This window comes from Acinetobacter sp. YH12023 (assembly GCF_013420135.1).
Classification (GTDB): domain Bacteria; phylum Pseudomonadota; class Gammaproteobacteria; order Pseudomonadales; family Moraxellaceae; genus Acinetobacter; species Acinetobacter amyesii.
The window spans coordinates 120,746-134,104 of record NZ_VOYU01000010.1; the positions used below are offsets into that span (position 1 = coordinate 120,746).

The 13,359-nt window shown below is 41.1% G+C and carries 11 protein-coding genes; 4 read left to right on the forward strand and 7 right to left on the reverse strand.

Translation table 11 applies throughout. From position 1 onward, the window contains the following. Positions 1-224 precede the first annotated feature (224 nt). The gene (omp38, locus tag FTT92_RS12050) at positions 225-1,274 is read right to left on the reverse strand and encodes an outer membrane protein Omp38 (protein WP_180129926.1); all 1,050 of its coding nucleotides are present in this window, start codon (positions 1,272-1,274) and stop codon (positions 225-227) included. Between the two features lie 378 nt (positions 1,275-1,652). On the opposite strand from omp38, the gene FTT92_RS12055 reads away from it, so the two are divergent. The 3 genes from FTT92_RS12055 to FTT92_RS12065 all read left to right on the forward strand — a co-directional run bounded on the left by FTT92_RS12055 (position 1,653) and on the right by FTT92_RS12065 (position 4,119). After that, a complete protein-coding gene (locus tag FTT92_RS12055) occupies positions 1,653-2,174 on the forward strand; it encodes a GspH/FimT family pseudopilin (RefSeq protein ID WP_180172222.1) in 522 nt (173 codons plus the stop codon). Between the two features lie 113 nt (positions 2,175-2,287). Beyond that, on the forward strand, positions 2,288-3,463 hold the full coding sequence (locus FTT92_RS12060; protein ID WP_111885014.1) for a thiolase family protein: 1,176 nt from the start codon (positions 2,288-2,290) through the stop codon (positions 3,461-3,463). A gap of 206 nt (positions 3,464-3,669) precedes the next feature. Further along, positions 3,670-4,119 (forward strand): VOC family protein, encoded by a 450-nt coding sequence (locus FTT92_RS12065; RefSeq protein ID WP_180172223.1) that lies wholly within the window; start codon positions 3,670-3,672, stop codon positions 4,117-4,119. Positions 4,120-4,188: 69 nt separating this feature from the next. On the opposite strand, the gene FTT92_RS12070 is transcribed toward FTT92_RS12065, so the two are convergent. The 5 genes from FTT92_RS12070 to FTT92_RS12090 all read right to left on the reverse strand — a co-directional run bounded on the left by FTT92_RS12070 (position 4,189) and on the right by FTT92_RS12090 (position 11,729). Then, the gene (locus FTT92_RS12070) at positions 4,189-4,674 is read right to left on the reverse strand and encodes a DUF934 domain-containing protein (RefSeq protein ID WP_168379542.1); all 486 of its coding nucleotides are present in this window, start codon (positions 4,672-4,674) and stop codon (positions 4,189-4,191) included. After that, positions 4,667-6,310: a nitrite/sulfite reductase gene (locus FTT92_RS12075; RefSeq protein WP_078190090.1), complete on the reverse strand. Its 1,644-nt coding sequence runs from the start codon at positions 6,308-6,310 to the stop codon at positions 4,667-4,669. Before FTT92_RS12075 ends, FTT92_RS12070 begins: the two co-directional genes overlap by 8 nt. A gap of 265 nt (positions 6,311-6,575) precedes the next feature. Beyond that, entirely contained in the window at positions 6,576-8,981 is a 2,406-nt protein-coding gene (locus FTT92_RS12080; RefSeq protein ID WP_180172224.1) for a glucose/quinate/shikimate family membrane-bound PQQ-dependent dehydrogenase, read from the reverse strand. Positions 8,982-9,152: 171 nt separating this feature from the next. Further along, the gene (locus FTT92_RS12085; protein WP_257231705.1) at positions 9,153-10,391 is read right to left on the reverse strand and encodes a carbohydrate porin; all 1,239 of its coding nucleotides are present in this window, start codon (positions 10,389-10,391) and stop codon (positions 9,153-9,155) included. Between the two features lie 216 nt (positions 10,392-10,607). Next, positions 10,608-11,729 carry a CaiB/BaiF CoA-transferase family protein gene (locus FTT92_RS12090; protein WP_180172226.1) on the reverse strand — a complete coding sequence of 374 codons (1,122 nt, stop codon included), beginning with the start codon at positions 11,727-11,729 and terminating at the stop codon, positions 10,608-10,610. A 210-nt stretch (positions 11,730-11,939) separates the two neighbouring features. Here FTT92_RS12090 and FTT92_RS12095 point away from each other — a divergent pair, with 210 nt between their 5' ends. Next, on the forward strand, positions 11,940-12,950 hold the full coding sequence (locus FTT92_RS12095; protein ID WP_180005120.1) for an AraC family transcriptional regulator: 1,011 nt from the start codon (positions 11,940-11,942) through the stop codon (positions 12,948-12,950). A 50-nt stretch (positions 12,951-13,000) separates the two neighbouring features. Here FTT92_RS12095 and FTT92_RS12100 read toward each other — a convergent pair whose 3' ends face one another. Continuing rightward, a complete protein-coding gene (locus FTT92_RS12100) occupies positions 13,001-13,270 on the reverse strand; it encodes a hypothetical protein (protein WP_180022851.1) in 270 nt (89 codons plus the stop codon). Positions 13,271-13,359 lie beyond the last annotated feature (89 nt).

Genomic DNA, 13,359 nt, shown 5'->3' on the forward strand with positions numbered 1-13,359 from the left:
TCTCAGGCAAACAAATGATTAATTAATATACAAATAGTTTGAATTATTACATGGTTAATTGCCACATGAATAGATAAATTCTTTTACATCCAACGATTATTTAAAAGTAAATAACGCTTTTGCGTTAGTGCCTTTTAGCCAAATTTAAATCTCCTTTTTTAAATTTTTAACAAAAAAAAGCGACTCAAAAGAGCCGCTTTTTTCTAACCGAAGTTAAACTCAAATTATTGAGCTTGACCAGGTTGAGCCACTACAGTACGGCTACCAGAAATCGTAGCGAATACGCGACGGTTCATAGCACGGCCTTCTTTAGTGTTGTTGTCAGCGATCGGTTGATCCCACGCGAAACCTTGAGTAGATAAACGAGCTGGGTCAACGTTGTATTCGTTAACAAGTGAAGATTTAACAGAGTTAGCACGAGCTAGTGATAAACGTTCGTTTAGAGCACGTGGACCAGTGTTATCTGTGTGACCTTCGATGTTAGCTGTAGCATTAGGGTATTCACCTAATTTTTCAGCAACTTTAGCGATTTCAGGTTTGTATTGATCTTTGATGTTAGATTTGTTTGTATCAAAGAACACACGAAGTTCCATGTTAAGATCTTCAGTCAACTCTTGAGGAGCTGGAGCAACTGGAGCAACTGGAGCTACAGGAGCAACTTCAACTACAGGAGCAGCAGGTTTCAAGTGACCGCCAAGAACTACGTTAAGACCAGCTAAAGCTGTGTAGTTCCAGAAATCTTCATCGATGTTGTAAGTAGCACGAGCTTCAGTACGTAGAGATAAAGCATCGTTTAAGCGCCAGAAAGCACCTAGACCAGCATTACCCAAAGTACCTTCTTCAGTAGTACCACGGTCAGCACCTAAACCACGAGCAGCAGCTTCGTCAAATTTGTATTTGTAGTGACCAGCACCTAACAATACATATGGCTTAACTTTGCTGTCATAGTTTTTAGTGATCAAATCAGAAGTAGCATAGAAGTTACCGTTGATTTGAGTTTGTTTGTACTCACCCCAATCAGTATCCACATCGCCTTTAACTTGGTTGTATTCAGCTTCGAAACCTAACCATGGAGTTAATTCAACACCAAGTGCTGCACCAACAAACAAGTCGTCTTGTAGCTCTGGACCTTCAGTAAGGTTGCCACGGCTGTTGTTGTGTTCAGAATCTTGGAAAGTGTAACCAAGCATTAATGGAGTAACAGTTACGCCTGCGTTTGCAGCTGCTAAAGGAGCAGCTACGAGCATTGCTAATGCAATACGACTCATTTTCATGGATTTATCCTCCAGAGATAACAATTGTTGTTCAAGCTCAAGCCGAAAAATTGGCTATCCTGAGATAGGCTTTCTTATACCCCAGTTTTTTTTTTAAGCTATTCACGCTGAATCATACAAACACTTTTTTCTTTTTCCAAGTGCTTGATTAATCTAATCAAGTAAATTATTGACAAAATTACTTACAATTTCCGTTGTAATTCGGTAAATTTTTACTCAATTTTGAGCAGTGAATCGCCTATTGTCACTTGCTATTTTCATTTTAACAGCTTTATCTAAAATTGAGTAATAAAATTCTATACTCAAAATTAATATCGCCATTAAAAACACATATAACATTAGACATATAAAAATAATATTAAATTTTGGATTAAATCAATGCTTTACAATAAAGAAACTGGCTTTACGTTATTTGAACTTTTGGTCTCAATTGCGATTATGGTCATTATCGTGACGATAGCTTTACCACATTTCAACAATTTAATGGCGCAGCGAGAAGCGAATAACATCAAATTGACTATTCAGAATCACAATGCATTCGCACGGACTCAGGCCACTATTTATCATTCCAATATTGTCATTTGTCCTAGTCTTAACTTTAAACTTTGCCAACCTAACAACTGGAACAGTGGTCTGATCATATTTATTGACAGTAATAAAAACCGTCAAGTCGACGCAAATGAAAAAATATTGCTGCAAGATAAACTCAATTTAAAATATGGCGATCTGTCTTGGCGTGGGACTTTACACATTCCGAGCCTAACCTTTCAGGCTAGCTCCGGTTTACCCAATGGTTCAAATGGTAGTTTCTACTACTGTTCGAAATCAACGCTTCAACCGATCCGAGCAGTCTTAAGTCGAATGGGACATTTACGATTTGAAAACCCAATCAGTTGCTAATTTGAGAACCGGTGAGTCCAAAGCAGCTTTTTAAATTTGCTTTATTCCTGTTCAATTTTACTTATACTGCTGACGTATTCAAAAATTAATGTATAAGAAAATGGAGACATGTAATGACTGATATCGTCATCGTGAATGGTGCCCGTACAGCAATGGGTGGTTTTCAAGGGAGTTTAGCCGCTGTCACTGCACCAGAATTAGGCGCAGTTACGATTAAAGCAGCCATCGAACGCGCGGGTATACAACCGACAGATGTTGAAGAAGTCATTATGGGCTGTGTGCTTCCGGCTGGTCTGAAACAAGGTCCTGCCCGTCAAGCGATGCGTAAAGCCGGTCTTCCAGATTCAACTGGTGCCGTAACCATCAACAAGCTGTGTGGTTCAGGTATGAAGGCCGTGATGCAAGCGGCAGATATGATTAAGGCAGGTTCGGCTCAAGTCGTGGTTGCAGGTGGTATGGAGTCAATGACCAATGCCCCTTATGTTTTAACCAAAGCACGAGCTGGCTACCGTATGGGCCACGGTGACGTTAAAGATCATATGTTCTTAGATGGTTTAGAAGATGCAGAAACGGGCCGACTCATGGGTTCTTTTGCGCAGGATATGGCAAACACAAAAGGCTATACACGTGAACAAATGGATGACTTCGCCATTCGCTCGCTTAAACGTGCTCAAACTGCAATTACTGAGGGTTATTTTGCTGACGAAATCGTGCCTGTCACTGTTTCGAGTCGTAAAGGCGATGTGATTATCGATAAAGATGAACAGCCTTTTAACGCCAATATCGAAAAAATTCCAACACTGCGCCCTGCTTTTGCTAAAGATGGAACAATTACCGCTGCCAATGCCAGTTCTATTTCTGATGGTGCGTCTGCTTTAGTATTAACATCAGCAGAACAAGCATCAGCAAAGGGCTTAAATCCACTAGCGAAAATTGTGGCTTATGCATCAAATTCACAGCATCCGTCCGAGTTTACCATTGCACCTGTAGGCGCAATTCAAAAAGTTCTAGATAAATCGGGTTGGAATGTTGCTGATGTCGATTTATGGGAAATTAATGAAGCTTTTGCCATGGTCACGATGTGTCCTATTGATGAATTTAAATTAGATGCTGAAAAAGTAAATATCAACGGGGGTGCTTGTGCGCTTGGACATCCTGTTGGTTCTACAGGTTCACGCATTATCTTAACGCTGATCCATGCATTAAAACGTACAGGCGGTAAACGTGGTATTGCAGCGCTGTGTATTGGCGGTGGTGAAGCGACTGCTGTGGCGATTGAATTGCTTTAATCCTCTGCTGACTCCCTTCACAAAGGGCGATTTAGAGGGAATATTCTTTAATCCTCCCCTAACCCCTCCTTTAATAAAGGAGGGAGACTGAAAATCCCTCTGTAAGAGGGATTTTTTATGCTTACATTTTAGACATAAATTGTTCACATACAGCTCAGCCAAGGCTCTTAAAATAAATGTCGACATAATAAAAATGGATGACCACCATGCAGCTCAATCACTACTTGAATTTTCAAGGCAATACCGAGGCAGCCTTTAATTTTTATCGTTCTGTATTTGGTGGAGAGTTCCTCAATGTGATGCGTTATGGTGATATGCCTGCTGAGGAAGGCATTTCACTATCCGATGCAGATCAGCAAAAGATTATGCATATTTCCCTACCGATCAATGAATTTACCGTGCTGATGGCCTCAGATGTCAACGAACAATTCTGTGCGCAATCCAATCAACCCTTTACCTTAGGCAGCAATCACTATATTTCGATTAATTTAGAAAGCAGTGAACAAGCTGAAGCCAAACGATTGTTTGATGCATTGTCCAAAAGTGGCTCTATAGAAATGCCTCTCGAAAAGACCTTTTGGGGTGCACTCGATGGCGCATTTACCGATCAGTTCGGTATTAAATGGATGGTCAATTGCCAGCTTAAAAATGAATAATCACTCATTAAAAGTATTTCGATCAATAAAAAAGCCTCCGAATGGAGGCTTTTTTATTGATCAAGGCACTTAAGCACCAGTTTGATAATGCGCTTGCGGCACTGCAGTTGAAGCTTGATATGGATTGGTAAAATCACCTAAGCCAGCAGCAGCTTCAGCAATATCTTTACCTTCTTTCACTACAAAAGTATCGAAACCTGAACGCTTCATGTAGTTCAACACGTCTTTGAATACATCACCTGTCGCACGTAGTTCTCCTTGGAAACCTTGGCGACGTAACAATGCAGCAAATGAGTAACCTCGACCATCGTTAAAACCGGCAAATTCGATGAAAATAGCATCTAACTGGTCAAGCGGGAATTCATTGGTTTCAGGTGAAGCATCCACCGTGACGAAAAGTGCTTTTTTACCAGACACATTCGCAAGTTGATCTAACTGCTCAACTGTTAAAACCACGTCGCCTTGTGGCAACACACCATCTTCACCAATGACTTGGTAAGTATTGTCTGCAATCGAGCCATCTTTAGAGAGGACTTGTAGTGCTGTATTAAGCATATGCACGCTCCTTAAATGGTTGGATGCCAACACGGCGGTAAGTATCAATAAACTCTTCGCCTTCAGCACGAAGGTCTAGATAAGTATTTAAGATTTCTTCAATGATGTCTGGTACAACTTCGGCTGCAAATGATGGGCCTAAGATGTCACCAATTGATGCATCATGGTCGGCATTACCACCCAAAGTGATTTGATAGAACTCAGCACCCTTTTTATCTACACCTAAAATACCGATATTACCGACATGGTGGTGACCACACGCATTCATACAACCAGAGATGTTCAGATCCAATTTACCTAAATTGTAAATGGTATCTAAGTCATCAAAACGACGAGAGATCGCTTCAGAAATTGGAATCGATTTCGCATTTGCCAATGAACAGAAATCACCACCTGGGCAGCAAATGATGTCGGTTAAGAATCCAATATGCGCACGTGCAAGATTATGTTGATCAAGGATTTTCCATAGATCAAACAAATCTTTTTGCGGTACATCAACAAGCGCAATGTTTTGCTCATGTGTGGTACGGAACTCACCAAAGGTATATTTGTCAGCCAAGTCAGCAATCAGGTTCATTTCTTCAACAGTCATATCGCCCGGTGCAATACCCGCACGTTTCAAAGAAATCGTAACGATGCGGTAACCTTTGACTTTATGTGCATTGGTGTTGATGTTGAACCATTGTTTAAATTTCGGCTCTGCGGCAAATTGCTCTGCAAAATCTTCATCCGCATAATCTTGGTAATCAAATGGTGTGAAGTTCTCATCCATTTTCGCCAAGGTATCAGCATCAATTTTTAAAGTTTTGATGGTATGTGCAAATTCAGCTTCCACTTTCTCTGCAAATACTTCTGGTGTTAATGCTTTCACCAAAATTTTGATACGCGCTTTATATTTGTTATCACGACGACCGTGTAAGTTGTATACACGAAGTACCGCTTCTAAATAAGCAATCAAATCTTCACGTGGCAAGAAGTCACGAATAAAGCTACCAATCACTGGGGTACGGCCTAAACCACCACCAACTTTGATTTTATAGCCAATCTCGCCTGCTTCATTTTTCACGATATACACACCGATATCATGGAAAGACGTTGCCGCACGATCAGTTTCTTCCAGTGCTGAAACTGCAATTTTGAACTTACGTGGCAAGAAAGCGAATTCTGGGTGGAAAGTTGACCATTGACGAATCAATTCACACGTTGGGCGTGGGTCAGCAATTTCACCCGCAACCACACCAGCATATTGGTCAGTGGTGGTGTTACGAATACAGTTACCCGAAGTTTGAATCGCATGCATTTGAACAGATGCGAGCTCTTGTAACATATCAGGCACATTTTCTAGTGCAGGCCAGTTAAACTGAATGTTTTGACGAGTAGATACGTGCGCATAACCACGGTCATAGTCCTGAGCCAATGACGCAATTTTACGTAATTGTTTAGAATTCATCAGGCCATAAGGTACTGCAATACGTAGCATCGGTGCATAACGCTGTACATAAAGGCCGTTTTGAAGACGCAGTGGACGGTATTCATCTTCCGTCAATTTACCTGCTAAATAACGTTCCGTTTGATCACGGAACTGTGCAACACGTTCATTAACCAGTTGCTGGTCAAAATCAGTATATAAATACATGGCGTACAGCTAGTAATTTCTATTATAACAATGCACAGCATAACGAGATTTTATCTATCAAGAAAATGCGTTTTTTACATATTTAATAGCGATTTTATTGATAAGACTGTCGCAATTTCACTGATATAGCGGATTTCGGTCCTTTACTTTTTATTTATTAATATATTGAATTATTTTTCTATTACTTAGCATAAATTTACATAAAGAATTTAAGCCAATAAAAAGCCCGATAAATCGGGCTTTTTATTTAGCGATGTAAAATCACTTATTTTTTATCTGGTAAAGCATACGCAACAAGGTAATCACCAAGTTTTGTACCAAATGAACCATGACCACCAGCCATGATCACAACATATTGTTTACCATTTGCTTCATAAGTCATTGGAGTCGCTTGACCACCTGCTGGTAGACGACCTTCCCACAAAGTATCACCATTCGTTACATTGATTGCACGGATATAGTTATCTTGTGTTGCGCCTACAAACATGACATTACCAGCAGTCGAGATTGATCCACCAAGACCCGGTACACCAATTTTCACAGCAGGTAATTGGAACAATTTCGGTAAACTGTCACGAATTGTACCAATACGTTTTTTCCAGACCACTTCATGTGTATTTAAATCTACACCCGCAGTAAAGCCCCATGAAGGTTGTTTACAAGGTAAGCCAAGTGGTGACAAGAATGCTTTGATTTCCACCCCATAAGGTACGCCATACATCGGTTGCACGCCTTGTTCAGTACCCGCACCTTTCGCAGTTTGCTCACGGTTTGGATCTGTAGGAATCAACTTAGTGACAAATGGCAAGCCAATTGGGTTCATCACAGCAACTTGACGGTCTTGGTTCACCGACATACCACCCCATTCGAATACCCCAAGGTTACCTGGGAATACCAATGTGCCATTTTCAGAAGGTGGTGTATAAATACCGTCGTAGTTTAATGATTTGAAATACACACGACACATCAACTGGTCAAACATAGTGGCACCCCACATTTGTTTATCAGTCAATTTATCTTTTGGTGCTAAATCAAAATCAGAGAACGGTTGAGTTGCAGAATAATGCTCACCTTTAGTTTGTGGACCACGTTTTACAGTTTGTGGAACCGCTTTTTCGGTGATTGGCACAATCGCTTTACCGGTACGACGGTCAAGGACGAATGCATTACCTGTTTTGGTTAAGACATAGATCGCAGGAACAGTATTACCTGATTTATCTTTGATATCTGCCAATGAAGGTTGTGATGGTACATCCATATCCCACAAATCATGATGTGTGGTTTGGAAGTTCCAAATCAATTTACCAGTCGATGCATTAATCGCAAGCATTGAGTTTGCATAGCGTTCATCTAATGGCGTACGGTGACCACCGAAGATATCCGGAGTACCCACACCTGTTGGAACATAGACGATATCTAATTTTTCATCATAGGCTAAAGGTGCCCATGCGTTTGGAGACGCAACAGAGAAAGTTTTTCCTTCGCCTGGCATAGCATTCGGGTCTTGTGCACCAGTATCAAATATCCACAATAATTCACCAGTATTGACATCATAACCACGGATGACACCAGATGGCTCTTTAGTCGAGAAGTTATCGGTAGTTGAACCGCCAATCACAATGGTTGTACCAGTAATCACTGGAGGTGAAGTTGGGATATAACCGCCTGGATACGGATAAGGCATATCTTTTTGTAGATCGACTTCGCCGTTATGACCAAAGTCACTACAAGCTTTACCTGTGTCAGCATTGACTGCAACCAAACGACCATCATTTACAGGCAAGATCACTTTGCGCGGACATTCAGTTGAAGTCGAGCGTTTGTTCTCTAAGCTTTTTGCAAACTGAGTGGTATTTGCTGCGTCAAAATAAGACACACCACGACATGTTAAATGTTGATAGGTATTGTCCGCTTTAAGTTTCGGATCGAATGCCCATTTTTGTTTACCTGTCGCAGGATCAAGTGCAATTAAACGTTGGTGAGTTGTACACATAAACATGTCATTGCCGACTTTAATCGGAGTGACTTGGTTTGTGGTTTCACCTGAGTCATTTTCTGTTGGTAATTCACCTGTACGGAAAGTCCACGCCACTTCTAAATCTTTCACGTTGTCGCTATTGATTTGAGCAAGTGGAGAATAACGTACACCACCTTGTGTACGACCATAGGCAGGCCAATCTTCAGGAGCAATGCCCTCAATCGCTTTGGCTGTTTGAGGTTGTGCATTTTTAATTTCACCGTTAATTTCTTGCGGATCATTAAAAATTGAATAGATCATCACGATAATCGCAATCACCAGTGTGCCTGATAATGCAATTTTCGCAGTTTTGCCATTTTCCATACCGCGTGTCACGGCAGGAATCAGTAACCAAAGGCCCAATAAGCCTAAAATATCAAAACGCGGTGCAAGTGCCCAAAAATCAGAACCTGCTTCCCAAAGTCCCCAAATCACTGTACCCAGCATCAACGCTGCATAAATGTATAAAGAACTGTTTTGAATTTTTCTTAAGTATATTGCTGAAGCCAGCATTAACAGGCCGGCGATTATGTAGTACCAAGAACCGCCAAGGACTGCCAGCCAGATACCACCAATCAATAGAACTAAGGCGAAAATTGCCATCACAACGACGGTAAATGTTCGCATCCCAGTTCCAGTAGATGGGTTGCTCATGTTGACCACCTCTATTGTCGAATGTTGTATTTGGTGCGTGAAATACATTCAACGCACCACCGTTTTTATGTCGCAAAGAGAAGTTGTTACAAAAACAATTCAAGGGGGAAATATCGTAATTCTTCTCAGAATTACCGAATTGCTTTTATAAGAACTCTAATTGGACATCAATTAAAATGCTGTTTGAAATTTGATACCGCCGACCCACGCATTCTCACCATTTTTGTAAGCACCGACGTGACGGATATATTGAATATTTGGACGAATAGTTAGCCAGTTTGCCGCATGAATACCGTAGTAAATTTCTGCGTCATACTCTTCACTTTGTAGACCGCGTGCATCAACGCTGTTATTGGCAATATTGGCGTCATTCACATCATCATTAATGCTGATACGACCTAAGCCAATCGCGATTTCATCCTGAGGACGTGCATCGAATGCGCCTTTGTATACCAAGCCAATGTTTTGCATATCACTCACATTGTTGGTGTCTGAGTCATGCACAGTAACATTCACAAAACCGCTTAAACCACGTGAGGCATCGTCTTTGTGTGCTGTCAGTTGTTGTTTCGCCACAATCCAACCACCTTGATGGTGATCTTTTTCATTTATTGGGCTATCAATGACATCGGCATCAGCGGTACTGTAGTAGTAACCTGCACGGTATTCACCCGGAAGCTTTTGTGTCCCCACTTTTGGAGTCCACACTACTTCAGCAGGAATAATCGCACCTTTTGAACCATCGGTACTCAAGTTCCAACCTTTACCACGTTTTAGATTTTCAGGGTTGTATTCATAAACCCCGACTTGTGCATAGAGTTCAGGCTGAATGTTATATTTCACGCGAGCAGCCCATTGGCTGACTGGCCAGTTGTACCATTGGTCACCGACCCAGTTACCCACTTGTGAACCACAAAGTGCTAAGTTTTGAAAGTCACAGTCAAAGCTGTTGAAATCTTCACCTTCACCAAAACGACCGACTTTAATATCTAATTTTTGGTCTAAGAATTTTTTCTTGATCCAAAAATCAGTCAAACGCCAAGTTTGACCACGACCCCACACTTCTTGTGTTGCACTTAAATGACCATTTAATGCATCTGAAGTTTGAGACAATGAACGACCATTACGTTCAGTGATATTGATTTGCGCTTCAGTATCTTTCCAACCCGCAATTTTTTCTAAATCGAGATGTGCCCCGATCGCGAATTGGTCCGCATATTCAGTGCCATGACCAGAAGCATGCTTTGCATCTAATAAAGTGGCTAATTCGCCACCATAACTAAAACTAAAATCGTAACCTTTCTGTTGGAGAGCTGTTCGTTGACCGTTCCAATCACCGAACATCCATGGGCTTTCAGAACTGAAAGCATCTGCAGCAGTTGCCGCTTGGGTTGCTGAACCCGCAAGCATTATTCCGAGACTAAGATATAAAGATCCAAGTTTACTCACAGCTATTTTCATTTGGAGACCTATATACCAATTGTGTTAATAGTTCACATAATACTCTCACATTTGTATAATTTATTTATTTTTTTGTTAATAGCACTCAATGTTTATATGGATATTTATCTAATTAAGAGATTTTAAAGGTTTTATTGCTCAACTTATCACCTTTTTTTATGCTATTCATAACCAACTATCTGCACCTAAAGTTTTACCCACATGGGTATAAATCAGTGCTGATCTTGAAAACTTAATCGGGCATGCCAGTTGAGTTTGTGTCATTGTGTCGCCTTCTTGTAGCGGAACTTCAACACGCCAATGCCGCTCTTGGGCCAATTGTGAATTTAGAGCTTCGTCCAAACTTAAAACTGGTTCCACACAGACATCTTGAGAGGCAAAAATCTTTTTCCACTCAGCCCATGTTTTGGTTAGTATTTTTCGGGTAATTGCATGCTTAATTTCAGTCTGGTCTTGCGGATCAAATGACATGCCTTGCGTTGCTAAAGCGGGTAAATCTAGAATTTGCGCCAATCCATGTAAAAACTGTGGCTCCAAACCACCTATAGACAGATAGCGACCATCTTGGGTTCGATAATAGTCATAGAAACTTCCGCCATTCAGATACGCCGTCTCTGCTGCGGTTACCGCATTGGCAGCCAATACGCCAGCTGCAGCCATATTGTTCAATGCGACGGCACAATCGGTCATGGAAATATCAATATATTGTCCTAAACCGCTACGGTAACGCTCAATCACCGCAGCTAAGATGCCAGTAATCGCATGCATTGATCCGCCTGCGACATCGGCGATTTGAATCCCTATTGGTGGCGGGCCACTATCTTGGCGTCCGCTATGACCTGAAATGCCCGATAAAGCCAAGTAATTGATGTCATGCCCTGCACGGTCTTTGTAATGTCCGGTTTGACCATAACCCGTAATCGAGCAATAAATAAGTCGCGGATTAATTTCGGCCAAAACTGCATAATCCAAACCCAAGCGTTGCATGACACCTGGACGAAATTGTTCTACCACAATATCAAAATCTGAAATTTTGGCTTTGATCAATTCAATACTTTTCGGATCTTTTAAATCTAATGTGATGGATTGTTTATTGCGATTTAAATAACTATGCGCTGTGGCTTGCCCATTGGCATAAGGTGGCATCAAACGAACTAGATCGGGACGCGTCGGTGACTCAATATGCACAACTTCCGCACCCATGTCAGCCAAATACAAGGTCGCAAATGGCCCTGGGAGTAATGTCGAAAAGTCGAGTACTTTCAATCCTTTTAAAGCAGCTTCCATGGATATTTTTCTCTAATTGTGTAGATTTTTTATCCATGGTAGAAATATAAAATGATTAAAACAATGTCATGTTCAGCCATTTACCTTGATAGTTTCGGCAATTTACCATGTAAAAATGGCAAAACCGCTGTTGTAAATTGCCATGATTTCTTTTTTTAGCGTCATTTAGGTCAAACATTTGTGAACATTAAAGAGACTGAAGGATTAAACATGAGTCGTGATACGATCAGTATCCATTTCGTCAACGCAGCCTTAACTGGTGTGAGACGTCTCGGCATGGATGTCGAAACTTTATTGTCTCATGTTGGCATTGAGGCTGAACTTCTACGCCAACCCAAAGCGCGTATTTCACCTGAACAATACACACGTTTTATTAAAATGTTGTGGATGGTGACTCAAGACGAACACGTCGGTTTTGATATTCAACCGCGCCGCTTGGGTACTTTTGCCATTATGTGCCAATTGATTATTCATGCAAAAACCCTCGGTGATGCACTTGAATTGTCTTCGCAGTTCTACAAACTGTTTGGTGATGAATGGTCGGTAACACTAGAACGTGATAAACACGAAGCACGTTTAGTTCCACAAATTCCAAAATCTATGGACCCAGACCATTTCATTACAGAAAGTATGCTGATGATTTGGCATGGTCTCGCTTCTTGGTTGATTGAACGTCGTCTGCCTTTAGAGCGTGTTCACTTCGGTTATGAACGTCCTGAACATGCTGACGAATATGATGCCTTGTTTTTTGCACCTGTCATGCAGTTTGATACACCACGAACTGAAATTACATTTGCAGCGGATTATTTAGATTTACCCATTCGTCAAAACGAAGAAACGCTTGAAGAATTCTTAAAAGCGGCTCCTGCACAGTTATTGGTTAAATTTAAAAATACCAATTCATTAACATCTCGTATCCGTGATGTGCTGAAGAGTCAAATTGGCGAAGAAATGCCAACCTTGAACGATGTTGCTTCAATGCTGTATCTATCGCCGCAAACACTACGTCGTCGTTTAGCCGCTGAAGGTAAGAGCTACCAAGGTGTGAAAGATGCCTTACGTCGTGATGCTGCAATTCACTTATTGCTTAATCCAGACTTAACGCTTGAAGATGTTGCACAGCAAGTCGGTTTTAGTGAAACCAGTACTTTCCACCGTGCCTTTAAAAAGTGGACCGGTGTAACACCAGGCCTATATCGCCAATTACATGGTTATCACTAAGCAATATTCAAAAATAGCATTCTCTAAAACCTGATCTCGATCAGGTTTTTTTATTTCGGAAAATCTGCACGTTGTTTTTGACAAAGCAATGGATCGACGGGCGTGATCACGCGTTTGCCATCCTGTATCCGATACATTTCTGCCTTGGTCACATGATCATTTCGATCATACTCACAGGCTAAACCGCCCGTCCCTTCATCTGAAGGATGAATCCCATAGATCATATAAATATAAAAACCGATCAAGCATACAAAACCTAAGCAGCCTGCAAAAACAAGCCAAGCCAGACCTTTCAACACTCGCTTCACATTTTTATGCATAAGCAGATCTTCAATATGTACTGAATCGATAGCAACTGATCTTAACCGATCCTCGCTTTCAATATGCAGGTTGATTTTTATCTTATTCA